This window comes from Flavobacterium melibiosi, assembly GCF_048158545.1.
In the GTDB taxonomy this organism is placed as follows: domain Bacteria; phylum Bacteroidota; class Bacteroidia; order Flavobacteriales; family Flavobacteriaceae; genus Flavobacterium; species Flavobacterium melibiosi.
This window is the reverse complement of sequence record NZ_JBLNKU010000015.1, coordinates 1-26,345: the sequence shown is the minus strand read 5'-3', so window position 1 is coordinate 26,345 and position 26,345 is coordinate 1. Positions and strand designations below refer to the sequence as shown.

General features: G+C 32.0%; 23 protein-coding genes and 1 pseudogene. 14 read left to right on the top strand and 10 right to left on the bottom strand.

Annotated features, from left to right (window positions below; all coding sequences use genetic code 11):
• Positions 1 to 207 precede the first annotated feature (207 nt).
• Together ACM55F_RS15970 and ACM55F_RS15965 are read right to left on the bottom strand one after the other, a co-directional pair.
• The gene (locus ACM55F_RS15970; RefSeq protein WP_416854831.1) at positions 208 to 804 is read right to left on the bottom strand and encodes a 3'-5' exonuclease; all 597 of its coding nucleotides are present in this window, start codon (positions 802 to 804) and stop codon (positions 208 to 210) included.
• Positions 805 to 806: 2 nt separating this feature from the next.
• A complete protein-coding gene (locus tag ACM55F_RS15965) occupies positions 807 to 2,723 on the bottom strand; it encodes a DUF294 nucleotidyltransferase-like domain-containing protein (RefSeq protein ID WP_416854830.1) in 1,917 nt (638 codons plus the stop codon).
• A gap of 184 nt (positions 2,724 to 2,907) precedes the next feature.
• Between ACM55F_RS15965 and ACM55F_RS15960 the strand changes: the two genes are divergently transcribed.
• Positions 2,908 to 3,414: a DUF2911 domain-containing protein gene (locus tag ACM55F_RS15960; RefSeq protein WP_416854829.1), complete on the top strand. Its 507-nt coding sequence runs from the start codon at positions 2,908 to 2,910 to the stop codon at positions 3,412 to 3,414.
• A 250-nt stretch (positions 3,415 to 3,664) separates the two neighbouring features.
• On the opposite strand, the gene fucP is transcribed toward ACM55F_RS15960, so the two are convergent.
• From fucP to ACM55F_RS15945, 3 genes are read right to left on the bottom strand one after another with little or no spacing between them, the layout of a single operon-like run.
• Positions 3,665 to 5,020 carry an L-fucose:H+ symporter permease gene (gene fucP / locus ACM55F_RS15955; RefSeq protein WP_416854828.1) on the bottom strand — a complete coding sequence of 452 codons (1,356 nt, stop codon included), beginning with the start codon at positions 5,018 to 5,020 and terminating at the stop codon, positions 3,665 to 3,667.
• A 28-nt stretch (positions 5,021 to 5,048) separates the two neighbouring features.
• On the bottom strand, positions 5,049 to 5,969 hold the full coding sequence (locus ACM55F_RS15950; protein WP_416854827.1) for a carbohydrate kinase family protein: 921 nt from the start codon (positions 5,967 to 5,969) through the stop codon (positions 5,049 to 5,051).
• Positions 5,970 to 6,023: 54 nt separating this feature from the next.
• Complete coding sequence (locus ACM55F_RS15945) at positions 6,024 to 6,878, bottom strand: sugar phosphate isomerase/epimerase family protein (protein WP_416854826.1); 855 nt, start codon at positions 6,876 to 6,878, stop codon at positions 6,024 to 6,026.
• An 838-nt stretch (positions 6,879 to 7,716) separates the two neighbouring features.
• Here ACM55F_RS15945 and ACM55F_RS15940 point away from each other — a divergent pair.
• Both ACM55F_RS15940 and ACM55F_RS15935 read left to right on the top strand, forming a co-directional pair.
• Complete coding sequence (locus tag ACM55F_RS15940; protein WP_416854825.1) at positions 7,717 to 8,454, top strand: NUDIX hydrolase; 738 nt, start codon at positions 7,717 to 7,719, stop codon at positions 8,452 to 8,454.
• Between the two features lie 446 nt (positions 8,455 to 8,900).
• Positions 8,901 to 10,130: a multidrug effflux MFS transporter gene (locus tag ACM55F_RS15935; protein WP_416854920.1), complete on the top strand. Its 1,230-nt coding sequence runs from the start codon at positions 8,901 to 8,903 to the stop codon at positions 10,128 to 10,130.
• 13 nt (positions 10,131 to 10,143) lie between these two features.
• Here the strand turns inward: ACM55F_RS15935 and ACM55F_RS15930 are convergent, their stop codons facing one another.
• The 4 genes from ACM55F_RS15930 to ACM55F_RS15915 form a co-directional block, all read right to left on the bottom strand.
• The gene (locus ACM55F_RS15930) at positions 10,144 to 11,424 is read right to left on the bottom strand and encodes an NAD(P)/FAD-dependent oxidoreductase (protein ID WP_416854824.1); all 1,281 of its coding nucleotides are present in this window, start codon (positions 11,422 to 11,424) and stop codon (positions 10,144 to 10,146) included.
• Between the two features lie 97 nt (positions 11,425 to 11,521).
• Positions 11,522 to 12,859: a DEAD/DEAH box helicase gene (locus ACM55F_RS15925; protein WP_416854823.1), complete on the bottom strand. Its 1,338-nt coding sequence runs from the start codon at positions 12,857 to 12,859 to the stop codon at positions 11,522 to 11,524.
• A gap of 187 nt (positions 12,860 to 13,046) precedes the next feature.
• Positions 13,047 to 14,591 (bottom strand): DEAD/DEAH box helicase, encoded by a 1,545-nt coding sequence (locus ACM55F_RS15920; RefSeq protein ID WP_416854822.1) that lies wholly within the window; start codon positions 14,589 to 14,591, stop codon positions 13,047 to 13,049.
• A 106-nt stretch (positions 14,592 to 14,697) separates the two neighbouring features.
• Positions 14,698 to 15,225: a DUF6155 family protein gene (locus ACM55F_RS15915; protein WP_416854821.1), complete on the bottom strand. Its 528-nt coding sequence runs from the start codon at positions 15,223 to 15,225 to the stop codon at positions 14,698 to 14,700.
• Between the two features lie 146 nt (positions 15,226 to 15,371).
• Between ACM55F_RS15915 and ACM55F_RS15910 the strand changes: the two genes are divergently transcribed.
• Positions 15,372 to 15,656 carry a DUF3817 domain-containing protein gene (locus ACM55F_RS15910; protein ID WP_416854820.1) on the top strand — a complete coding sequence of 95 codons (285 nt, stop codon included), beginning with the start codon at positions 15,372 to 15,374 and terminating at the stop codon, positions 15,654 to 15,656.
• The gene (locus ACM55F_RS15905) at positions 15,649 to 16,905 is read left to right on the top strand and encodes a mechanosensitive ion channel family protein (RefSeq protein ID WP_416854819.1); all 1,257 of its coding nucleotides are present in this window, start codon (positions 15,649 to 15,651) and stop codon (positions 16,903 to 16,905) included. Before ACM55F_RS15910 ends, ACM55F_RS15905 begins: the two co-directional genes overlap by 8 nt.
• 45 nt (positions 16,906 to 16,950) lie before the next feature.
• Here ACM55F_RS15905 and ACM55F_RS15900 read toward each other — a convergent pair whose 3' ends face one another.
• Complete coding sequence (locus tag ACM55F_RS15900; RefSeq protein ID WP_035672571.1) at positions 16,951 to 17,334, bottom strand: acyl-CoA thioesterase; 384 nt, start codon at positions 17,332 to 17,334, stop codon at positions 16,951 to 16,953.
• A gap of 69 nt (positions 17,335 to 17,403) precedes the next feature.
• On the opposite strand from ACM55F_RS15900, the gene ACM55F_RS15895 reads away from it, so the two are divergent.
• From ACM55F_RS15895 to ACM55F_RS15855, 9 genes and pseudogenes are all read left to right on the top strand, one after another.
• Complete coding sequence (locus tag ACM55F_RS15895) at positions 17,404 to 17,808, top strand: glyoxalase (RefSeq protein ID WP_416854818.1); 405 nt, start codon at positions 17,404 to 17,406, stop codon at positions 17,806 to 17,808.
• 213 nt (positions 17,809 to 18,021) lie between these two features.
• A complete protein-coding gene (locus ACM55F_RS15890; protein ID WP_416854817.1) occupies positions 18,022 to 18,735 on the top strand; it encodes an esterase family protein in 714 nt (237 codons plus the stop codon).
• Positions 18,736 to 18,785: 50 nt separating this feature from the next.
• Entirely contained in the window at positions 18,786 to 19,733 is a 948-nt protein-coding gene (locus ACM55F_RS15885; protein ID WP_416854816.1) for an ATP-grasp domain-containing protein, read from the top strand.
• A 122-nt stretch (positions 19,734 to 19,855) separates the two neighbouring features.
• The gene (locus ACM55F_RS15880; protein WP_416854815.1) at positions 19,856 to 20,962 is read left to right on the top strand and encodes a carboxylate-amine ligase; all 1,107 of its coding nucleotides are present in this window, start codon (positions 19,856 to 19,858) and stop codon (positions 20,960 to 20,962) included.
• A gap of 42 nt (positions 20,963 to 21,004) precedes the next feature.
• Complete coding sequence (locus ACM55F_RS15875) at positions 21,005 to 21,835, top strand: type 1 glutamine amidotransferase (protein ID WP_416854814.1); 831 nt, start codon at positions 21,005 to 21,007, stop codon at positions 21,833 to 21,835.
• 15 nt (positions 21,836 to 21,850) lie between these two features.
• Entirely contained in the window at positions 21,851 to 23,041 is a 1,191-nt protein-coding gene (locus tag ACM55F_RS15870; RefSeq protein WP_416854813.1) for a hypothetical protein, read from the top strand.
• A 692-nt stretch (positions 23,042 to 23,733) separates the two neighbouring features.
• Positions 23,734 to 24,294: a gluconate 2-dehydrogenase subunit 3 family protein gene (locus ACM55F_RS15865; RefSeq protein WP_416854812.1), complete on the top strand. Its 561-nt coding sequence runs from the start codon at positions 23,734 to 23,736 to the stop codon at positions 24,292 to 24,294.
• A 109-nt stretch (positions 24,295 to 24,403) separates the two neighbouring features.
• Positions 24,404 to 26,107 carry a GMC oxidoreductase gene (locus tag ACM55F_RS15860; RefSeq protein ID WP_416854811.1) on the top strand — a complete coding sequence of 568 codons (1,704 nt, stop codon included), beginning with the start codon at positions 24,404 to 24,406 and terminating at the stop codon, positions 26,105 to 26,107.
• Between the two features lie 28 nt (positions 26,108 to 26,135).
• Positions 26,136 to 26,345: pseudogene (locus ACM55F_RS15855) on the top strand (gfo/Idh/MocA family oxidoreductase); the annotation flags it as partial.

Here is a 26,345-nt window from a genome sequence, read left to right as displayed (position 1 = left end):
GAGTTGATTTTTTAAATTGCCATTGGCTTTAGCCAAAACATAGCACTTATTTTGACTAAAGCCAACATTTTGAAATATTATGATCCATTGGTTAAAACCAACGGCAATTTAAAAGACGGAGCATTCAAAAAATCGTAAAATGGGCTAAATTGATGTTTTAATTGGTAATCCATCCATTTCATTTAAAACAGGAAAGGAGATTAGCTTTTATTTTATCCCCAGTCTTGATTTTAATTTTAAGAAAAGCAAAGCAATTTTGTATGCATCTTCAGAGGAAGAATTTCGATCGCTTTTGGGAATCTTGTAGATGTTGCATAATTCATCAAGTGAAAATTGTCGATCATTAATGTCTTGAAGTTTTCTATACATGACGTCAACATCTAAGGCCTCGTTTTTTAATCGGCCACAATCTAATCTTTCAAGGGCTGCATTGATCATTTCCACGTCAAAATCAATGTGATGTCCAACCAAGACCGCATTACCAATAAAATCTATTAAAGATTGGATCGCTTCAGGTTCTGAGAGTTTTTTCATTTTACTTTCGACTATAAACTCATTCGAAAGCCCGTTATCGTGTAGGAATTTATATTGCAATAAAACTGCTTCAAAACTATCTCCAATAACAATACTGTCATTGATTACAGCAAAAGAACCAATAGATAAAATAACATCTTTTATAGGATTTAAGCCAGAAGTTTCTGTTGATAAAACCACAAATCGCTTTGATTTTTTATCAAATTTGGACAGATATGTTTTCCAAAATTCAGGATATTCTTTATTAATGTTTTTAAGCCAGTCTAACATAATTATGAAAATTGAGTGAGTTGAAATTTACTTTTTATTAACTCTTCCAATTCCTTCATTGGAGCCAAAGCATTTTTCAATTTTTCCTTATCAATTTTTGATAATTCATTTAAATTTATAAACTGACCGGAACTGTCATTTTTTAAGCCTTCTAAAGTTCTGAATTTTGATAAAGTCAAAAATGCCTCGGCGCAATTAAGATAAATTTCGGCATATTTCGGATCTGAAATTGCTAATTGCTTGAATCGTTGGAATGTATTATTAATTCCTCTTATGCCGTGACTCATTGTAAACAAACGTGCACCGTCGATCAGTGGCATCAAAGCACGTGTTTTTATATCAAATTTATCTTTGTTGAGACCTTCTTCTTCTACATAGAAATTTTTGAAAAAAGTCAGTGGTGAATTTTTTCTTAAGGCGTCATTTCCTAAGAAATCAAAGAACAGTGTATTATTTTTTGCATTTTTGAAAACAATATTTCCAATAGCATCTTCAATTCTTTGTTCTCCAAAAGTAATTTCATAATCAAAGAAAATACTACTTAAATCATTACTATTTTCACCTGGAGTATTCATCCAGCTATCGTATTGTTTTGTCCAATCAGTCAGTGACTTACACCAAAGCATGTTGCTTCCCATATGTCCATTTGGACATAATTCATAACCGATTTTTTCAAGTGTGGCAGTAGTTCTTTTTCCAAGTTTAAGAAAATAGTCTTTAACATCTCTATATTTCTCTGGTGTAACATCTTCAAAAATCAAAATACTGTCCTGGTCGGTTAACAATAATTGTTCTTTCCTCCCTTGGCTACCAATGCTTAACCAAGCAAAACGGGCAGGAGGTGAGCCTAAATCTAAAATTGATAATTCTACAGAACGCTTAATTAATGCCAGATTAATTTCACTGGCAATATTGAAAACATGAGAAAGGGGTATGTTTTTAGAAATGGAAGTCTGAATCAGATCTGTTAAACGTTCGCGAATTTGTTTTAATTCTTTTGGGGTTTGAGAACGCTTAATTTCTTTTATTAAAACACCAGGATTATTGGCCTGGGCAACTATCAAATCATGTTCAGTAATGATTCCTTTAACATCAGATTTATTAGTTCCGTCCTGTGTCACACATAAATGTGTCACATTGTGTTTTAACATCAGTAATTGCGCTTCTGCCAGCGAAATATTCTCTACAACTGTTATAACGGGAGATGACATTATTTTATCTACTGTAACTGTAACAGGATAACGGCCAGTAGCGATTTTTGAACGCATATCAGTATCTGTGATAATGCCTAAAGGAATATTATTCTCACATACAACAACGTTGTTCTTTAACGTTTCGGTCATTAACTGAGCAACTTCTTGTACAATTGCTGTAATTGTTATTTTTAATGGTGAAATATTATAGGATAAAGATTGAAAATATTGCATTTCTGATTGCTGATCCGAATAGAAAACATTGTCAGATATTAGTTTTCCAATTAAATTTTCTTTATCCTTTGGGTTACGGGTATTTACCGCAAAACTTTCTAATAAAAAATTTAAAACTTCAGAATTATTGGCAACAAAAGGCCTGAAAATAGCTATCGGAATAGCATATACAATACTTTCTTCCCTAGCTTTTGCCGTCATCATGTAATTGTTTTTGGCAAAAAATGGACGTAAACCAAAAATATCTCCTTCGTTACATTTGTTTAATAACGTTTCTTCGGCATCAGCAATTACAGATAAATTGATAACTCCAGAAGCCACAACATAGAAACTATCGTGTAGAACATCGTTAATTTGAAATAATATTTTGTGCTTTTCTAAATTTACAACGCGAATGCTTGTAGCTATTTCAGATAATTCTTGAAATGTCAAGTGATTAAATGGTGGATATTCTTTTAAAAAATCAGCAATGTGTTCAGCAATTGTATTCATAATTCGGCAAATAAATAAAGTATCGTTTGTAAAAATAACAAATTTAAAAATTATAACGCTGTCATTAAGGAGGCAAAACAATTAATTTATAAAATACTTAATTATTTCTTAAAATATATGGGAATCATAACAAATTAAATGAAGTTATTTTACTTTTATCACTTAAACTAAAACATTTTAAATCATGGGATTACTTAGAAAAATACATTTTTCAATTATTGCATTATTTTTTATAAATTTCTTGATTGCTCAAGAGAAGCCAACAAGCACAAAGGAAGTGGTTTCAGGAAAAATTAATGGCGCTACAATTAGCATTAATTATAGTAGTCCTTCAGTCAAGGGAAGACAAATTTGGGGAGCATTAGTTCCGTTTAATGAAGTTTGGCGTGCTGGCGCAAATGAAGCAACCACTTTTGAAACAGACAAAGAACTTACAATTGAAGGATCAAAATTACCTGCAGGGAAATATTCTTTTTTTGTTTTACCAAATGAAAAAGAATGTGTCATCATTTTTAATAAAGTAGCCAAACAATGGGGAGCTTATAAATATAATGATAAAGAAGATCAGTTAAGAGTTACGGTAAAACAGCAAATTGCTAATTCCACCGCTGAAAAATTAGTTTATACAATTAATAAAGATAATATTGTTTTAAGTTGGGAAAATTGGAACATACCATTTTCTGTTAAATAATTTTTTTAAAAGATTATAATCTTGAAAGCATTACTGAAAGGTAGTGCTTTTTGTATTTCTTAATAATTGTATGAATATAGATGTTTTATTAAATTCTATTTTACATAATATAAATTATAGTGCATTTAAGTACAATGAAATATTCTAGTTTTTGTACAAATTTAATCACATTTGAAACTATTATCATTGAGTTGTCTATTAATACAAAGAGAAACGAACAATAATAATTTATTGTTCGTTTTTCTTTAAGCTAAACTATTGCATCTGCAACATCCAAAACTTTAATTTTCTTAGACGCTTTAAACGTGCTATACCCATAATACGCAACAACAGCCAAACAAATTAATGATAAAATGAAGGAAAAATTCACTTCAGGAATAAAGCCAAATAATTGAATATCAGCAAAACCTGAACCGCCTAAATCCAAGATACTTCCTTGCATAACAGGCATCAATGCGCCACCAACGATAGCCATAACTAAACCTGCAGATCCAATTTTTGCTTCGTCTCCCATATCTTTTAGTGCTATTCCATAGATAGTTGGAAACATAATTGACATGAAAATAGAAATACAAACCAGCGAAATTAATCCAGGCATTCCTTGTAAAACAATAGCTCCAGCTGCAAAAATCACGCCTCCAATACCAAAAACCATTAATATTTTTGATGGATTTATGGTTTTCATCAAACCAGTTCCAATCCATCTGCCCAATAAAAATAAAATCATAGCCGCTATGTTGTAATATGTGGCAGTTAAATCTAATCCAAATGCTTTATTGATGTTGTCTACGTATTGAAAAATAAAGGTCCAACACATAATTTGTGCGCCAACATAAAAAGCCTGTGCAATAACACCATGTTTATAATTTTTATTGGCAAATAACTTTTTGAATGATTCAGATACAGACATTTTTTCTTCTTGTGCCGTTTTAGGCATTTTTGTTAAAATAATAATGATTAAAATTACTAATACAAAAATTCCTAATCCAATGTATGGAATGCTAATTATATCTAAATCATTTTCTCTAATACTCGCTAACTCATTTGAAGTTAAAGCTTTATAGGCTTCTTGCGAATAATCATCTGATTTTATTTCTTTGATGACTAAAAACTGCGCCATTACCAATCCAGTTATTGCTCCAATTGGGTTAAATGCCTGCGCTAAATTCAGCCGTTGTGTTGCGGTTTCTTTATTACCAAGGAATAAAATTAAAGGATTTGAAGTGGTTTCCAGAAAGGCTAAACCACAAGTAATCACCCATAATGAAACAAGGAAAAAAGTATAACTTTGGTAATGTGCAGCCGGATAGAATAAAAAAGCACCTGTTGCATATAATAAAAGTCCTAATATTATTCCCGATTTATAGCTGTATTTTCTAATGAATAATGCCGCCGGCAATGCCATAAAGAAATAACCGAAATAAAAAGCAAATTGTACTAATGACGCTTGTGTATTCGAAAGTTCCGGCATCACTTTTTTGAAAGTTGAAACCATCGGGGTTGTTAAATCATTGGCAATTCCCCACAGCGCAAATAATATCGTTATTATTATAAATTGAAAAACAAATTCTTTACTGACTACAGGGATTTTTTTGGATAGATTCATTATTTTGTTTATTTAATTAAAATGTATTTTATTCCTTGGCTTTACAGTTTACTTGTTCAAAGCCACATAAAAAATCATCTATTTCCGATGGAGAAATTACAGGGTTTGCACCTTCGTTTTGAGCGACAATTGCGCCAACAGCACTGGCAAAATTAATGGCGTATTGAGGATCTTCTCCATTGAGTAACATTATGATTAAGGAAGCCAAAAATGAATCTCCGGAACCCACAGTATCTACAACATGTACTTTGAATCCACAGTTATGATAAAAGGTATCGTTACAATACAATACTGCTCCATGAGATCCTAAAGTAACGCAGACCGTATCGGTGTTGGTTTCCTTTGCAATAAATTTAATATTTTGCTCTAATGATTTTTTATTTGAATTTAAATCTTCGCAAATTTCATTTAACTCATCATCATTAAACTTAATAAAATCAGCTGTATGCAATAAATCCAAAACATTTTTCTTCGTATAATGCGGGACTCTTAAATTCACATCAAATATTTTATATTTTGCAACATCTAAAAGTTGTTCCAATGTATTTCTGGAAACTAAATCTCTTGAAGATAGACTTCCATAGACAAAAAAGTCTGCTTTTTCAACAATGGAAATATTCTCGTTTGAAGTTTCAATTTTGTCCCATGCCGAAGGATAATTAATATCATACGAAGCATTTCCTTTTTCATTCAAAATAACGTTGACTAAACCCGTTGGATAATTATCCTTTACTTGAACAGCATCGGTGTTAATGCCACAAAGACTTAAATAATCTATTAATTCTTTCCCATTGGCATCATTTCCTACTCCACTGATAACGGAAACCTCCCCTCCTAGCGAATTTAATCTTGAAGCCACATTTAGTGGAGCTCCACCAATTTTTTTATGCTCCAGAAAAACATCAAAAAGGATTTCTCCGAAACAAACACCGTTTAATTTCTTTTTCATTTTTTGCGATTTTTTGTAAAAAAAGCATTAAATAATTACTTTTTTTATGTTTAATTATATTTGATTCGTATACCATTTATCTACCATTATCCTCATAAAAGCAAGACTGCCTTTAGCAAGATCTTCCGAGTTGTATTTAGAAGGTCTCCACAAGGAAGTTGGGCCAACTAATGCTGTAATTTGTGAAGAAAAATTCTCCAAAACTAGCGGACCTTGATAGTTAATTGCCGCCAAAGCTTTGAAAAAATCATCCCAATGAACGTTTCCTTCGCCAGTCATACCGCGATCACTTTCCGTTATATGCACATGTTTTAATCTGTTTCCTGCACGAATAATTGGGTCGTAGAAATTCCGTTCTTCAATATTCATGTGAAAAGTATCCAGATGCAATCCTATATTATTTGTACCAATGGACTCAATCATATCCAGAACTTCATCTGCAGCTGTAAATACATAACTTTCGTACCGATTAATAGGTTCTGGAGCAATGGTGATATTTCTTTTGTTGGCATAATCAGCAACTTCAGTAAATACTTGCTGAATGATTATCTTTTCATCTTTGGTGCAGGGATTCCCAGTGAATGTTCCAATGGCAGAATGCAACACGCCTCCTAAAAAATCACCATCCATTTCGGCTACTTTGTCAAGAGCTGATTTTATAATTGATGTGGCTTGTTCCGGATACAAAGGAATGTGACAGTTTGTTGGTAAATTCAACGTGCAACGTCCTAAAATGCTGTTATCGTCAAGTAGTTTTTTTGTTTTTTTAGTATCGAAATCCAATGAAGCCGGCAAAATAATTTCAAGCATATCAAAACCATATTCAGCAGTCTTTTCTATTGCAAAACGACCTCCTTCGGCACTCCATCCGGGGATAAATGATAAAATTGTTGTTCCAAAAATTGGCATATCTATATAATTTTAAATTATTTCTATTTTGTTTTAAAGGTTGGTCTATTTATAAGATTCTACTGGTTTTCTGTAGAAATAATAAACAGCAATACTTTTTAAAAAAAGTCTAACTATTTTTTTTATATGAAATATAATGTATTTAAGTTTTACCTTAAAATATTTGGCTTATATGTTATTATATTTCGGGCTTCAATATAAGCTTCAGGTAGAATAAAAGTCAAACCATTATTCGAACGGGTACTTACATTCTGTACAAACTGCCCGTTTGCAGCATACATTTCTAAATGCATTTAGAAAGTCACATTATAGTAAATTAGTGAAATTCGTGGCTGTCTTTTTTATAATATCATAAAATCTGTGTTATCTGTGCCCTATTTTAAACTTGTGTCCAGACGGTAGTTTTGGCATATAGGTTTATCTTAAAAATTTGGCTGTAAAATGGTTGTTTAAGTATTTCAAAAGTTGGTAAAACGGCCAGTAGATTTATTAAATAAAGTGCATAAAATTTGGGTTTTTGATTATCATTATCGGTTTTTAATATTAAGCGTCATTTTGAGTATTATTTTTCAAATGTATTATATTTTTTTAATTTACAATAAAAAAAAGTAAAAATATATCTAATATAGGCAAATTTAAACCCAATAATATAAATTTTTAATAAATAAAGATTAATTTGTTATAAATAATATATAACGTAATAGTGACGTTTAATTAAAAATAAAGAACATTTTACTGCAAATATATAATTACAAATAAATCATTAGTTTTGTATTATTAAAAGATTATATAAAACAGTATAATCTTTCAAAAAACTAATTATATCCTACGTTATCTTATGATGCCTAAAATAATTCCAAATATATCTGTAGACTGCGTCGTTTTTGGGTTTGACGTCAGTACTAAAGCACTTAACGTATTATTGATAAAACGCTATTTAGAATCTAAGGAAAATCACGAACCATTAGTTAATGATTATGTTCTTACAGGATACCATACATTAGAGGATGAAACCATAGATGAAACTGCTTCCAGAGTTTTGAAGGAGTTGACAGGGCTTGATAATGTCTACAAAAAACAATTTAAAGTTTTTGGAGACCCAAATCGGTTGATTAATGAAAAAGATATTATTTGGGCCGAAAATGAAAATTTTAACCAACGAACAATAACTATAGCCTATTATTTTTTATTGAAAACACAGGAAGTTAATTTAGAAAATAATAAACATTATCCGCAATGGTTTCCAGTTAATAATTTACCGGAATTAGGATTTGATCACAAAGATATTATCAATGAAGCGTATGCTGATTTAAAAGAAAAAGCATTGTATAAACCTATTATTTTTGAACTTTTACCTGATAAATTTACCTTCAAAGAATTGCAGGATACCTATGAATCCATATTAGGGAACGAAATTGACAATAGGAATTTTAGAAGAAAATTGTTAACAAAAAAGTACATTATTGAGTTGGATGAAAAACAAGTGGGCGTTTCAAAAAGACCTTCTCAACTCTTTATGTTTAGTAAAGATGTTTATCAAAAAATTTATAAGGAAACATATTTAATCAATATCTAGATTGCTGTTTTTTAATCAATAATTTTAGGTTTATATAGGATAATACGTGGATTTGCTTATGATTTTCTAACAGCAACAGAACTTCTTTCCAATTTATTGACGCGTTCATGATTTTTTGACATTAATATTATGAAAAGCATTGAATAAGATAGATTTGCCTTTAAAAAAGTCTAGATTTTTACAATGATCATCAATATAAAATTATATTTTCCAGCTAATAAAAGGAAAATGCTCTTTTAACCAGCCGTGTTTTTTGCTTAATGAAAGTGGAAATGAAATTATTTAAGTGTATTAAAATGAAAAAACATTTATTATCATCTATTTTAATATTTTTTTAAAGGCTATAAAAATATTTATGCAATCTATTTTGGTTTTACAGTCATAGATTAAGGTTCTAAATATTTACCTTTGCAAAAATTAAAAAAGATTTCATGACTGATAGCGTAATGACAAAAACAAAATATTTCAAATTAATTCTAATTTTAGGATCACTGACTGCACTTGGTCCATTTTCAATTGATATGTATTTGCCAGGTTTCGCAGGAATTGCTAAAGATTTGAATACATCTGTTGCTAATGTTTCCATGACTCTTTCCAGTTATTTTATTGGAATCTCTGCCGGACAATTACTTTATGGCCCCTTATTAGACCGTTTTGGACGAAAAAAACCACTGTTTATAGGACTATTAGTTTACATTTTAGCTTCTTTAGGTTGTGTCTTTGTAACTGACATTGATACTTTCATAGGTTTACGTTTTATTCAGGCTATTGGCAGTTGTGCAGCGTCCGTAGCTTCGGTTTCTATGGTTCGTGATTTATTTCCTGTGAAAGATATTCCTAAAGTATTTTCTTTATTAATGCTGGTTGTTGGCCTTTCGCCAATGTTAGCGCCTACAGTTGGTGGTTATGTTACCGAAGATTATGGTTGGCATACCGTTTTTTTTATATTAATGTGTATGGGGATTTTGATTCTTTTGGCAGCCCAAATCGTTTTGCCAAATACTTTTAAACCAGACACTTCAATTTCATTAAAACCAAAACCAATTATTACAAATTTCATCAGTATTGTAAAAGAGCCTCAGTTTTATACCTATGCTTTTACAGGAGCTATCGCTTTCTCAGGATTATTTACTTATGTAGCTGCTTCTCCTATTTTATTTATGGATATTTTCAAAGTGGATGCTAAAACATATGGTTGGATATTTGCATTTATGTCGTTAAGTTTTATAGGTGCCAGTCAGCTTAATTCATTATTATTAAGAAAATTTACCAGTGAACAAATGATTTATGGTGCATTGATTGCACAATCAATCGTTAGCATTTTATTCCTCATTTTAGCAATGAATAGTCTTTTGGGTTTATATGAAACGATTGCTTTGCTATTCTTATTCTTAGGTTGTTTAGGGATCTCAAATCCCAATACAGCAGGACTTACTCTTGCTCCTTTCTCAAGAAATGCGGGAAGTGCTTCGGCATTAATGGGTGCTATTCAGTTAGGACTGGGAGCTTTGGCATCTTTTGCAGTGGGTGTTTTTGTGAAAAATTCGATGTTACCAATGGTTATGATTATGGCTGTTTCAACAATTCTGGCTTTGATTATTTTAATTTTTGGAAAACGAAACATAAAAAAAACTATTACAACTTCTCATGATGAGGGAATTGCAGTAGTTCATTAATTATAGATTTGATTTAGTATTGTTTTGGTTCTGTTTTGACTTTTTTATCAGGTCTGATAATCATACGTAAAGATTGATCTTTTGCAAAATAAGCAATCATCCAATTGAAGAATGTTTTTACCCTGTTGCGATAGGTTATCAATGAAATGAGGTGAATAAATAGCCATATTATCCAGGCAAAAAATCCTTTGAAATGCATTTTAGGTTTTGGTAAATCAACCACAGCCTTATTTTTTCCAATAATAGCCATAGATCCTTTATCATTATATTCAAATGGTTTTAATGGCTTTTTTTGGCTCATTAGTTTAAAGTTATCAGCCAAATTTATTCCTTGTTGAATCGCAACTTGCGCCACTTGTGGGTGACCATTAGGAAAATCGGCATCTGTAAGCTGAATGCAAGTATCGCCTATCGCAAAGATATTTTCTGTGCCGTTAACTTTATTAAAAGCATCAGTGGCCATTCTTTTTCCACGACCATAACTTTCTGTTGGAATTCCTTCGAAAACTTTTGCAGAAACTCCCGCTGCCCAAATTAAATTTTTGGTTTGAATTGTTTCCCCATTTCCAAAATATACCGTGTCATCAATATAATCCACCACTGTAGTATTTAATTTTACTACAACTCCTAATTTTGTCAGCGCTTCAAGCGTATCTTCCTGTGAAGCTTTGCTCATTGGAGATAATACGGCATTGGCACCGTCAACTAGATAAATATTACTTGCAGTAGTACTTAATTCCGGGTATTCTTTTAGCAAAATATTTTTACGCATCTCAGCAAACATTCCCGAAACTTCAACGCCTGTTGGGCCACCACCAGCAACTACAATGGTTAATAATTTTCTGCGTTCGCGAATGTCTTTGCAAATGGCTGCTTTTTCTAAATTTTTCAACAATGTATTACGCATTACAATGGCATCATTCAGCGTTTTCATTGGAATGGCATTTTTCTTTACGTTTTCCATTCCAAAATAACTCGTTTCGGCACCAGTGGCAAAAACTAAGTAATCGTATGTTAATTCTCCATTGTTGAGAATGATTTTATTTTCTGAAGGGTTTACTTTTAATAAATTTCCTAAACGGAATTGTAGATTTTTTTTACCGGAGAAAAATTTTCTAAAAGGGTAACTGATGCTTGAGGGTTCTAAAAAAGCGGTAGCAACCTGATATATTAGTGGCGGAAAGAAATTATAATTGTTTTTGTCAACGAGCGTTACATTGATTCCTTTTTCATTTACTAGTTCTTTAGCAAGATTTAATCCTGCAAATCCTCCTCCTATTATTATAATTTCCATATCGTGTTTTTGTAGTCTAAAATTTAAAAAGCATCCATAAATATACATTATTTATGGATGCTGCTAAAATATTAAATATTAAAAAAACTTTAAATGTTTAGTTCTTTTTAAGCTTTTTAACGGGCTTTTCCAAAGGTTCATTTTTGTTTTGCAACAAATAATTAGCCAATAACTTCTCAATTAATTCATCTTTAGTCAAATGATGAAAAACTGTTTTTATTTTGGTCTTAAGTTCCGCATCAACATCATGATTGGGCTTGGTTTTAAAAATTTGTTTGGCCCACAATAATGTGTTGTTTTCTTCGATGCTGGCAACCGTTGGTTTTTTGAACTGGGTGAATTTTATTCCTAATTCTCTTTCGAAATCAGCAATTTCCACCACTTCTTCCGGTTGTAAAACCGTTAAAGAAAGTCCCTTTGCTCCTGCCCTTGCCGTTCTTCCGCTACGGTGAACGTAAGCTTCGTAAACGTCCGGCAAATGATAATTCACTACATAAGAGATTTCCTTTACGTCAATTCCTCTTGCTGCCAAATCGGTGGCTACTAATATATTGATATGTCCTTCACGGAATTGCTCCATGATTCTATCTCGAATTCCTTGAGATAAACTTCCGTGCAATGCGCCTGATGAAAACCGGTTGATGGCTAAGTTTTTGGCTAATTTATTGACAGCGGCTTTTGTTTTGCAAAAGATAATTCCGCGCTCTCCTTCTTTAGTATTCAAGAAATGCATCAAAACATCCAGTTTTTCAATGGGATCCACCACAATATATTCATGGTCAATTCCTTGATTCCCTATCGTTTCCATGTTGGCGCTAACTTGGACAACATTTTTATTCAAATAGTTTTGAATCAATTGTTTTATAGTTCCGGGCATGGTTGCCGAGAATAAAAAGGTATTGTGATTTTTAGGTAATTCGGCGATGATTTCGTCTAAGCCTTCTTTTAATATGGTAACCATTTCATCGGCTTCATCAAGCACGAGGAATCTGGTTTCTTTTAAGTTTATCGCTTTGCGCTGAATCAAATCAATTAAACGTCCAGGTGTTGCCACCACAATATGTGTAGGCAATGAAAGTCTTTCTATTTGTGGTTTGATTGGAATTCCTCCGCAAGTTGCTGCAATTGAAACTTCGGGTAGGAATTTAGCAAAAGATTCTAAATTCTTAAAGATTTGTTGTCCCAATTCTCTTGTTGGTACAAGAATTACTGCTTGTATAACAGATAAATTGGTATCTATTAATTGTAAAATAGGTAATCCAAATGCCGCTGTTTTTCCAGTACCCGTTTTGGCAAGTCCAACCAGATCCGTTGTATTTGATAAAAGCAACGGAATTGTTTTTTGTTGAATTTCTGTTGGTACAGTAAATTTCAATTCATTTATTGCTTTTAATATGGGTGCTGAAATTCCTAAATCAGAGAATTGCTTTGGCATTTTTTTGGATTTTATAATTTTATAAAAAAGTTGTTTTGTAAACGTAATTTCTAGCCACAATAGCAGTGAAAATCCTTTTATTTTTTCTTTAAAAATAAAAGATTACTTCACACTACTTTTATTTTAATTGGAGTTCAGTGAATTTATTTGTAACGAATAGCGGGATTAGTTCCTTGAAAAAGAAATATTAATCTTCATCCGGTTCGTTCATGATTTTTTCACGATATTTTTTCCCGGTTAACAATACCAGTTTTAATTTGTAATCATCAACAAGCCACTCGCGGTAATTTTTACTGCACTGACTCAAACATTTTGAATAGCGCTTGATGCGACAATCGATATCATCATCTAACAATTTTCCTAATGCTTTAGCTTCTTGCAAAGTCTCTGAATTATCAACGCACATAGCAGCGTGTTGTTCCAATGATTTTTCCAGCACTTCTTTTGAGCGCAAATTTTGTTTGATGATGAGTTTATGTTCTTCATCTACATCAAAAGTCACGACTTCCGTTTTACTGAATTTAGCCCGTATATCTGGAGGCATGCTGTATTTAAAATACAATTCGATTTCCGTATCATCACGTAAATTTTCCAAGTAAAACTCCGGTGATTTAAAGATGTGTTGCCAGTTTACCGGCTCACTCCATAGTCCAAATCGTGCTGCATTATTTCCTAAATCGATAACGCTAAAAATATCTTTATTAGGTAGTTTTCTAGAACCACGACCAATCATTTGGTAATATAATGTCAATGATTTTGTCGCTCTATTTAAAATTATTGTTTCTACAGTAGGCTCATCAAAACCGGTGGTAAGAATCCCAACTGATGTTAGAATTGCATCCGGCGTATGCTTAAACCAATGTAAAATATCTTTTCTTTCTTCGTTATTACTGGTATTGTCTAAGTGACGAATCGCATAACCGGCTTCTCTAAATGTTTCATACACATATAAAGATGTATTGATTCCATTATTGAAAATTAAGGTTTTCTTGCCTAAAGATTTCTCTGTATAAGCATGCAATAATTTTTCCTGCATGGCCATATTCGTATATAAATCATCCGATGATTTAACAGTGTAATCACCATTGATACCTACTTTTAATGAAGTCAAACCTACATCATAACTATAGGTAATCGCTTTGGCCAAAAAGCCATTTGCAATCAAAGAGCTAATGGTGTCTCCTACGATTAATTCATCGTAGCTTTCATGCATTGGTAATTTAATATTCGAACTTAAAGGCGTTGCGGTAACTCCTAATATAAAGGCATTTTTGAAAGAGCTTAATAATTTTCTAAATGAGTTGTAGTGCGCCTCATCGATGATTACCAATCCTACATTATCTAAATGTAATTTTTCGTCATTGATTCTATTTTTCAAAGTTTCCACCATGGCCACAAAACAAGAATAATCGTTTTGATCCGGAAGTTCTTTTACTTTACTGTTGATGATTTTGTTTTTTACATCAAAACCCTTCAACATTTTTGAAGTTTGCTTACACAACTCAATTCGGTGTGTTAAAACAACTACTTTTTTATCGTGTTGTGATAAATAACGACGCACGATTTCTGAAAACACTACTGTTTTCCCACCACCTGTAGGCAATTGGTATAACAAATGATGTTGTGGCGGTGCATTATCTATGCGTTCAAATATGGCGTCAATGTCGCCTTTTTGATATGCATAAAGTTCTTTTTTGTCTTCGATTTCTATTTCTAAAGTGTTTTGGGACATTGCTTATTGTTGGATTTTTGCAAAAATACGCCTAAAAAACAGTTTAATTGTCAATTTTAATTAAAAAAAAAACGATTGATTAAATAAAATTGAATTATGCAACAACTTAATATTCAAATCGCTCTATAATCGCATTGAATTCAGGTTCATTATACCATTTTTGAGTAATGGTTTCGTTATGAATTCCTATTATTCTTGTTTTGAAGTCATTGAGTATTCCATTTGCAATCAAGAAAATTACAGCTTGCTCAAAAGAATTGAACATACTTTTAAAAAATAAGTCTTGTTTTACAATATGTTCCGATGAAAATGTCTGTGCAATTTCAATGTTATAAAGCATCACATCAGCAATTATAAAGGGATCTACTCCCAAAAGCGTGAAATGCTTGATGTATTTTTGGGCAACAGAACGTCTCATTTTTGGTTTGCTGCGTCTTCCGGCCTTTTTTAAAGGATAATATTCATTCGAAATTTTAAGTTTACATTCCTGCAAAAGCGTTTCTTCCTTTGGATTGAAAACAAAATTATAATAAACTTTTACGGGGCTGAACTTCTCGTACAATTCGATAATCTGTTCTTCGAGTTGCTCTTTATTAAGTTCAGCTAAGTATTTTTTTAAATCGCGTTTGCTCATTATCAAAGTTTAAGAATACAAAAGTAAATTACTTTAGTAATGAATACATCCAAAATCAATGATAATACTTAATTTTGCCATAAAAAAATAGTAAGTCCGTTTTTTCAAAACCTATTTTTTTACTTTTATACACTAATTTAATTTTTATGCTTAGATTTTTTAAGATTGTTGCTATTCTCGAAGGAATTTCCTATTTGGTTTTATTTTCAAATATGCTTATTGTAAAACCTACAAATTTAGTTCTTTACAAAACACTTTTATTTCCAATAGGAATGGCTCACGGACTGTTGTTTATTACCTATATTATATTGGCAGTACTATTAAAATTTAAAGAAAATTGGGACTACAAAAAATTTGGAATTATTTGTCTTGCATCAATTGTTCCTTTGGGGACTTTTTATGTAGAAAAGAAATACTTGCAAAATGTATAAATACATAGAAAAAATATTCACTTTTCTATATCCTGTATTCCGAAAATGGGGTTTAGGGAGTAGTTCAGCTTCCTATTTAAGTTTGCTAATAAACATAGCTGTTTTATGTGTATTAGCGTATGCCATTTATGTGATTTTTCGTCTTATTTTGGTTACTATTATGGCAGTTATAGCCCAAAAAACCAAAACTAAATTCGACGATTTATTAGTTACGAATAAAACAGCAAAATATATTGCACATTTAATTCCGCTCTTGTTTATCTATAAATCTGTTCCCATCATTTTAGAACGATTTGAATATTGGGAAGGATTTTTTGGAAAATTAGTTGGAATCTATATTGTCATATTAGTTTTGTGGATTATCCGTACTGTTTTTAACGCATTAAGAGATTATTTAAAACTAAAACCCCGTTATAGCGATAAACCGATTGATAGCTTCATTCAGGTTATCATGATAGTGCTTTGGATGGTTGGAATCACTATGATTATATCAAAATTATTTGATATTGATCAAAAAGAGCTTTTAACCATTTTAGGAGCAGTTTCTGCGGTGATAATCTTGATTTTCAGGGATACAATTTTAGGATTTGTGTCCAGCGTTCAGGTCTCTATAAACGATATGGTTCGCATAGGTGATTGGATTACGATGGACAGATTTGGTGCAGATGGAGATGTGATTGAAATCAATCTGGCTACTGTAAAAGTTCGAAATTTTGACAATACCACAACCACTATTCCAACCTACAGTTTGAGCTCTGATTCGTTTCAAAACTGGCGTGGAATGTTAAATTCTGATGGGCGACGTATCAAAAGACATATTCTTATTAAAACGAGCAGCATTCGATTTTTAGTAGAAGAAGAATTAAATGAGTTAAAAAAAATACAACTGATTTCGGATTATATTGACACCCGAAAAGTAGAAATTGATACTTTTAATACAGTTAATAAAATTGATAAATCATTAGCAATCAATGGCAGGAATTTGACTAATTTAGGATTGTTCCGAAAATATATTACCCAATATCTTCATCATTATCCGGGACTAAATAAAAACATGATTACACTTTGCAGGCAATTACAATCTACTTCTCATGGTGTTCCACTTGAAGTTTATGCCTTTTCACATGATAAACGATTTGAAAATTATGAATACATTATGGCAGATATATTTGATCATATCATTGCTTCTGTAAAATATTTCGATTTAGAAATTTTTGAAACTGCTTCTGAAAATGATTTTCAAGTATAATAGCACTTTTTTATTTTTACTTTCTTTAAATATAAAAAGGGAAAACTACAAACGATCCTTAACAAATTCAATTTCTGTTTTTCCGTGTGCTTTTGGTTTACCATCAGCTCCTAAACTAACCATTGTAGTATGATCAATTGTGATAATTGTTTCCCGTGTCATCATATTTCTAGCTTCACATTTTAACGTAAGTGAAGAATTTCCAAATTTTACAACATCAATACCAATTTCTATAATATCTCCTTGTTTTGCTGAACTTCTAAAGTTGATTTCAGACATATGTTTAGTAACAATTCTGGTATTTTCTAATTGGATGATGGTATACAAAGCTAATTCTTCATCAATCCAAGCTAATAATTTACCTCCAAATAAGGTTCCGTTTGGGTTCAAATCTTCTGGTTTTACCCATTTTCTAGTGTGAAATCTCATAATTTTTCTTTATATCTGCAAAAATAAACTTTTCTTATGGCTATTTTCTTTATTTTTAAAGAAAAAACCATGAACGAACGCGATACTTTTTTAAAAGAATTCCGAGGACAAACAATAGGCTCCGTAACTACCCAATCTTCAACAGAGGAATCATTTCAAAATGAAGTGCTTAGGCCAATCTTGAAATTGCAAAACGATTTATTTATAGCTTCATTCATTAATTATGTTGCAAAAAATAAAGCAGATTTTTATGGTTATACTACCGAAAAAAAATTATCGGTCATAGAAAATGCAATTCAAAAAGATATCAAGTTTAGAAATGCTTTAAAAGGAATGATAATCGCATTATTTACTGCCGATGAATATGCTGAGTATATAAAAAATTCCTCTAACATCAACAAAAGAATGATGAGTATGCTTATCGAACGATTAAAAAGCCAAGTCCAATTGTTTAACATTAATCAAAAGATATAATCAGATTTAAACTCATTTTTTTAGAAATGATGAAATGTTAAATCAACTTGATTTGTTGTTTATAATTTAAAAAACAGACGCTTATTGATGTAAATATTACAATTTAATTATGATTTAATAATCGCAATGTTTTTTATAATAAATATTAGTTAAGTAAAGTTATTTATGCTATTCTCTCGGATTTTTTCATTATAATTGTTAAAAATAAAGTTTATGAAGGAAGAATATTTCAAATGGCATTCACCCAATCTGGGTAGAGATATTGAAATGCTGGTTTTTGGACATGCAGGATATCCTGTAATCTTATTTCCTACTTCTATGGGCAGTTTCCATGAAAATAAAGATATGGGATTGATTGATTCTGCAAAATGGTATATTGAGCAAGGTTTAATTCAAATATTTTGTCCAGACAGTATCGATAAAGACAGTTTTTACAATAAACAAATTCATCCAGTACATCGCATAGAAAATCATGTTAGATATGACAAAATGATTTGTCATGAAATTGTTGAAAAAGTAAAAAACAATACTTCTTCGGGTAAAGTTGCTGTTGCGGGTTGCAGTTTTGGCGGGTATCATGCCGCTAATTTCGCTTTTCGACATCCAGGTTATGTAAGTCATATGTTTTCTATGAGTGGCGCTTTTAATATCAAGAGTTTTTTGGATGGTTTTCATAATGATGATGTGTTTTACAATAGTCCTGAGGATTATTTATACGGACTCGATGATCATGAATTGTGGAATATGGATATTGTTCTTGGAACTTCAAATTGGGACATTTGTTTTAATGCAAATCTAAAATTGAGCAAAGTTTTAAGTGACAGAAACATACATCACTGGCTGGATATTCGTCAGGAGCGAAAACACGATTGGCCAGTTTGGCAAGAAATGTTTCCGCATTATTTATCAAGAATTAAATTTTTCTAGCCCACAAAGGGGAAACAAAATAAAATTAAGTAATTTATAAACGTATCAAGATGAAAAAAATAGGAATTTTATTTGGAATGGAAGACACCTTTCCGCAAGCATTTATAGATCGCGTAAACTCAAAAAATGAAAAAGGAATCATTGCCGAAGCAGTTGCTATTGAAAAAGTAGTTCAAAATCAAGATGGAGAATATGCTGTAATTATTGACCGAATTTCACAAGATGTTCCTTTTTATCGTGCTTATTTAAAAAATGCGGCGTTAACGGGAACAAATGTTATTAATAATCCTTTTTGGTGGAGTGCTGATGATAAGTTTTTCAATAATGCTTTGGCAGACACTCTTGGAGTTCCATTACCAAATACAGTGATTCTTCCTTCGGCGGAACATCCTACGGATACCACCGGAAAATCGTTTAGAAATTTAAAATACCCAATGGATTGGGAAGGAATCTTTGATTATATTGGATTTCCAGCGTATATGAAACCGTATGCCGGTGGTGGTTGGAAAAACGTATACCGATTGGAAAATAAAGAAGAGTTTTGGGAAAAGCATCAGGAAACGGGACAATTAGTGATGATGTTGCAAGAAGAAATTGTCTTTACGGAATATTTCAGAGTGTATTGTTTGGGCTGTAAAGCAGTCAGAATTATGCAATATGAACCTAGAAATCCACATCATTTGCGTTATGTGATTGATGGGCCACCGGTTGACAAAAAATTATTAGCGACTATAAAAGATTATACTTTACGTCTTTGTAAAGGATTGGGATATGATTTTAACACGGTTGAATTTGCTGTTCGCGATGGGATCCCTTATGCGATAGATTTTGGAAATCCAGCTCCTGACGCTGAATTGACTTCGGTAGGTGCCGAAAATTTTGAATGGGTGGTTGAAGAAGCTGCAAAAATGGCTATCGCTGCTGCAAAAAAACAAAAGCCAGGTAAAATCAATCTTACTTGGGGAACTTTTATTAAAGACGCCGTAGCTGTAAAATAAAAATTATAGATAAACGGAATTGCCTAGCCCCGATTGTAGTGAAAATCCTTTCTATTCCTGATTTTTTTCAGGAATAGAAAGATTGAAACGAAAAGCGGGAAATAGCTCCTAAAAAAAAAATAATGAAAAAATTACCAGTTTTCACACTTGGTGTAGAAGAAGAATATCAAATTATTGATCCTGTAACAAGGGATTTGCGTTCGCATTTGTCTAAAATTGTGGATGGTGCCAAAATAATTTTGAATGAGCAAGTGAAGGCCGAAATGCATCAATCAGTGGTAGAAGTAGGTACTAATATTTGTAATAGTGTTAATGATGCCAAAAATGAAATAAAATTTTTGCGTTCCAAAATCGTTGAATTAGCCGATAAACAAGATTTGATTGTGGGCGGTGCGGGAACGCATCCTTTTTCGAAATGGCAAGACCAACCTATTACCGATGATCCTCGTTATCATGATATTGTAAATGAATTGCAAGATGCGGCACGTTCCAATTTAATTTTTGGGATGCATTGTCATGTGGGTATTGAAAACCGTGAAATTGGATTGCAACTGATGAATCAGGCGACTTATTTCTTACCTCATATTTTTGCGCTTTCTACAAATTCTCCTTTTTGGGAAGGGAGGCAAACAGGTTATAAATCCTTTAGAACCAAAGTTTTTGACAAGTTTCCAAGAACTGGATTGCCAGAATATTTTGATTCAGTAGGATCGTATGAGAATTATTTGGAGACTTTGGTAAAGACCAATTGTATCGATAATCCGAAGAAAATTTGGTGGGATTTACGTTTGCACCCATTTTATAATACGATTGAATTCAGAATTTGTGATATGTGTTTAACGGTTGACGAAACAATTTGTATCGTTGCGATAATTCAGGCAATTGTAGCTAAACTCTACAAATTGAATATGAACAATACCAGTTTTAACATTTATCGATTGGCTTTAATAAAAGAAAATAAATTTAGAGCTGCACGTTATGGAATTGACAATAATATGATTGATTTTGGATTGCAGAAAGAAGTGGAAACCAAGATGCTTATTCTGGAATTGCTTGATTTCATTGATGATGTAGTTGATGAATTAGGAAGTCGTGAGGATATTAATTATGTACATACAATTTTGAAAAACGGAACGGGAGCAGATAAACAATTAGCTGTTTTTGAAGAAACGGGAGATCTTTGCAGAGTCGTAGACTTTATAACTGGTGAATTTACCAAGGGATTATAAAATATAAATTACCTTTGAGCATTCTTTTTTAAAAAATAGGTTATGTCCAATAAAATTATAAAAATTGCACTTTTAGATATGTATAACGGTGAACCTAACCAAGGTATGCGTTGTATTATTGATGTAGTGAATCGATTTAGTCCAGTTGTGAGTTTTAAAATATTCGATGTTCGTGTAAAATGTGAATTACCGGATATTAACAGCTTTGATATTTATATTTCAACCGGAGGACCTGGGAATCCATTAATCGGTGATGGGAATTGGGATGTTAAATATTATGAATTTATTGATTCATTGAACAAATGGAATAATGAAAATGTAATTAAAAAACATGTATTGTTTATTTGTCACTCTTTTCAAATGGCGTGTTTGCATTTTGGTTTAGCGACTGTTACGAAAAGAAACGATACTTCTTTTGGCGTTATGACGATTCATAAGACTAAAGAAGGACTTATTGATCCACTTTTTGAGGGATTAGCAGATCCTTTTTATGCGATCGATTCCAGAGATTATCAGGTTGTACAGCCTAAGTTAAGTATTTTTGCTAAAAAAGGAGCCAAAATTATTTCTTTAGAAAAAATTAGAGACCATATACAATACGAACGTGCTATAATGGCGGTTCGGTTTACGGACTATTTTGTAGGTACTCAATTTCACCCGGAAGCTGATCCTATTAGCTTTGTCTCCCATTTGAGAAATAAAGACGCAAAAGAGAAAATCAGAGCTATGAAAGGAAAAAGAAAGTTTAGAAATATGCTGGAAGATTTATTGGATGACGATAAAATTTATAGAACTAATGAAACTTTGATTCCAAATTTCCTTCGAACAGCAATTAATGACTTGATGAAAACAAAAAAAATGCTTTCTAATTAATACAATCCATTCCAAATGATTTCAAAATATCGGGAATTATTTAATGCTCAATTTACAGAAACGAAATATCAGGAATTTAAAGATGATATTGCTTCCGATTTTAATTATATGCCTACTTTTCGATTGGGTGAAACGCCTTTTTTTATTTCGAATGAACTAAAAGCACAATTGATTGAAGGAAGTAATGAAGTTATAGCTTTAATTCAAAAAGAGAACTTTAAATCGCTTACAAATAAATCATTAGAACTTAATCATAAAGTTCCAAATGAAGATGAACACACCACTTTTCTAGCAATTGATTTTGGAATTTGTGAAGAAGACGGAGCAATTATTCCCAAACTAATTGAAGTGCAAGGATTTCCTTCTTTGTATAATTATCAGATTAATTTGTATGAAAAATTCAAGAATCACTACCCTTTTCTTAGTGAGCTAACACCGTTTGTCAATAACATTGAACCGCAAGAATATCTTGATATTTTGGAAGAAGCGATTTGTAATAAACATCCAAAAGATAATGTTATTCTCCTTGAAATAGAACCCGAAAAACAAAACACCAAGATTGATTTTTATTATTGCAGAAGAGATATTAGTATACCGATAGTTTGTGTTACTGAACTCATAAAAAAAGGCAAACAACTATTCTATATAAACGAAAAAGGCGAAGAAATTCTGGTAAAAAGAATCTATAATCGGGTTATTTTTGATGAATTGGATTTGCGAACCGATTTAAAATTAAATTTTCATTTTTCAGAGGAACTTGACGTAGAATGGGCTGGACATCCCAATTGGTTTTTTCGAATCAGTAAATTTATTTTACCTTTTCTTAAAGGAAAATATTTTATAGAAACTACTTTATTAAGTGAGCTCAAAGAAATTCCTAATGATTTAGAGAATTATGTTTTAAAACCTTTGTTTTCTTTTTCAGGTACAGGTGTAATTTTTCATGTAAAAAAAGAAGACATTGAAGCTGTAGTTGAAAAAGAACTTTATATTCTTCAAAAAAAGGTAAACTACCTACCTATTGTTAAATCACCTGACGGAAAAGTAAAAGCCGAAGTGCGTGTACTCTGTGTTTGGAAAAAAGAAGATGCTGCTCCTACTCTGCTCTGCAACTTGGTACGATTGAGTCGTGGCGAAATGATAGGCGTAAAATTCAATAAAGATAAGGATTGGGTTGGCGGTACACTTGGACTGTTTGAAAGATAAGTCAGTTTATTTTGATTGAATCTCAGGATTAACTCTATGTTTATTTGTTTTAGAATGAATTCATTTTTTTGGTTACATATCTTAATATGACTATCCTTAACTAGTATCAATAGTATTTTTTGCCACAGATTTAAATGATTTTCACGGATTTCTCCAATAATCTAATTCACTTTTTTCTTTAATCTGTGTGAATCTGTGTGAATCTGTGTGAATCTGTGAAATCTGTGGAAAAAAAATAAAGTTAGTCCTCAAAGCGGACAGTTACATATCTTAATACTGAAGCATCTTTTTTTTGCAATAAATCACCTTTATATTATTTCTAATATTTAAATACTTTTTAAGATTAGTTTTTTTGAAGTAAATGTCATTTTAACGCATTGAAATTGGTTCTAACGAAAATTTGATTCTTTTTTGTAGTATAAAGCATGTTAAATTATACTGTAAAATGCCTTTTAAAATAATTTTAACTGTATCAGGTATTTTTAAAACCTAACTTTTTTCTTGTTTTAATTGATTAGCGTTACACTTTAATGAATTTTTTAAAGTGATTCCCTTAATAATTTGCAAATTATTGAATTCTATCAATAATTTAACATTAAAAAAATGAATCTATCTTATTTTTATTTATTATTGTATTGTTATAATAAATGTATAATATTCAATAATCATTAATACTTTTAATAATTTAGTAAATGGATAGACGTAGAGCAATCAAAAACTTAGCGTTGGTGCTAGGAGGTGTTATCTCAGCCACAACAGTTGGAATTTTAATTAAAGACATTATAATTCCTGACAATGAAAATAGTAATGTATCATTTTCTGCTACCGACGAAGAACTTTTAGCTGAATTTGCGGATATTATCATTCCAACTACAAAAGCAGCACCTGGAGCTAAAGCAGCTGGTTTGGGAGCTTTTATTCCTATGATGATTAAAGAATGTTACCCTGCCGATTTGCAACAGACTTTTGCAACGGGAATGAAAGAAATGGAGGAAAAATGTCAAGAACAATATAGTAAGAATTTTACCGCATTGTCTCCTGAGCAACGTGTTAAAATAATGGAAGAGTTAAGAACCGAATCGCTTGTAGATATTAAAAAGCCTTCATTTTTTATTCTTGCAAGAGATTTGACTATTTTAGGGTATTTCTCATCAGAAATTGGTTGTACACAAGCACGTGAATACCTTCCTGTCCCTAGTAGATACGATGGCAATGCCGATTACAAACCTGGGCAAAAAGCTTGGGCTACTTAAGAAATCAATTGGCGAAATAAAATCCTTTTTTATAAATTATTCTGGGACTTTATCGCATTAATTTTTTCGAAATATTATCTTCAAATTAACCAAATAGAACGCACCTAGAATGAATATAAATTCAAATTTAAAAGAAGAAAATACTTATGACGCAATTGTTGTAGGTTCAGGAATAAGTGGTGGTTGGGCCGCAAAGGAACTAACTGAGAAAGGATTAAGAGTTTTGATGTTGGAACGAGGAATGAACATCGAACATATAAAAGATTACGATTCGGCCATGAAAAATCCATGGGAATTTAAGCATGCCGGAAAAATGACCGAAGAGCAAAAAAGAACGCATCCTGTTCAAACAAGAGATTATCCATATAATGAAGCAACCGAAAAATGGTGGGTAAATGATTTGGAATGTCCATATACAGAAGACAAACGTTTTGACTGGTACAGAGGATTTCATGTAGGTGGAAAATCTTTAATGTGGGGGCGCCAAAGTTACCGTTTAAGTGATCATAATTTTGAAGATAATGCTAAAGATGGTCATGGTAACGACTGGCCTATTCGCTATAAGGATATCGCTCCATGGTATGATTACGCTGAAAAATTTGCTGGAATAAGCGGCCAAGCAGAAAATTGGCCTCTTTTACCTGATGGTATATTTTTACCTCCAATGGATTTGAACTGTGTAGAGAAATCCGTTAAGGAAAGAATGGAGAAACATTACAAAGGAACACGTATTCTTACGATAGGGCGTACAGCCAATTTGACTGTTCCTCATAATGGTCGTGGTAGTTGTCAATATAGAAATTTATGCAGTCGTGGTTGTCCGTTTGGAGCTTATTTTAGTACACAATCGTCTACCCTTCCTGCCGCTATGGCAACTAAACGATTAACGGTAAGACCCTACTCTATTGTAAATCATATCATTTACGATAAAGATACCAAGAAAGCAAAAGGAGTCATGGTAATTGATGCAGAAACAAATGAAACAATGGAGTTTTACGCTAAAATTGTTTTTGTAAATGGTTCAACTTTAGGTTCAACATTTATTTTATTAAATTCAACTTCAGAAGCACATCCGGAAGGATTAGGTAATGCTAGTGGTCAATTGGGACATAATTTGATGGATCATCATTTCCGTTGTGGCGCTTCAGGAAAAGCAGAAGGTTTTCAAGATAAATATACTTATGGCCGAAGAGCAAATGGTATTTATGTTCCAAGATATCAAAATATAGGCAATGATAAAAGAGACTATTTAAGAGGTTTTGGTTATCAAGGTGGTGCCAGTAGAAATCCTTGGCATGAGGAAGTTGCCGAATTAGCTTTTGGTGGTGATTTTAAAGATAAAATGAGTCTTCCGGCTGATACATGGAATATGGGATTAGGTGGTTTTGGTGAAATGTTACCTTATTACGAAAATAAGGTTTATATCAACCATGATAAAAAAGACAAATGGGGTCAACCGGTATTAGCCATTGATTGCGAATACAAAGAAAATGAGAAAAAAATGCGTATTGACATGATGAATGATGCTGCAGAAATGCTTGAAGCATCAGGAATTAAAAATGTAGAAACGTATGATAATGAATGTTATCCTGGAATGGCCATCCACGAAATGGGAACTGCCAGAATGGGTAACGATCCTAAAACTTCAGTTTTAAACAAATGGAATCAAATGCACGAAGTAAATAATGTATTTGTAACAGATGGTTCTTGTATGCCATCAATTGCTTGCCAAAATCCATCATTGACCTTTATGGCATTAACGGCTAGAGCTTGTGATTATGCAGTAAAAGAATTAAAAAAAGGGAATATTTAGTATACAAACGATGAATAGAAAATTAAAAATGGGTATGGTCGGTGGTGGCCAAGATGCCTTTATAGGGGCAATTCACCGCTTAGCAGCCAATATGGATGGTCTTATAGAATTAAGTTGTGGAGCATTGAGTATAAATCCAGTAACTGCTGTAGCATCTGGTAAAGCCTTGTTTCTTCCAGAATCAAGAACATACACAAGCTATGAAGAAATGTTTAAAGCCGAGGCAGCATTGCCAGTA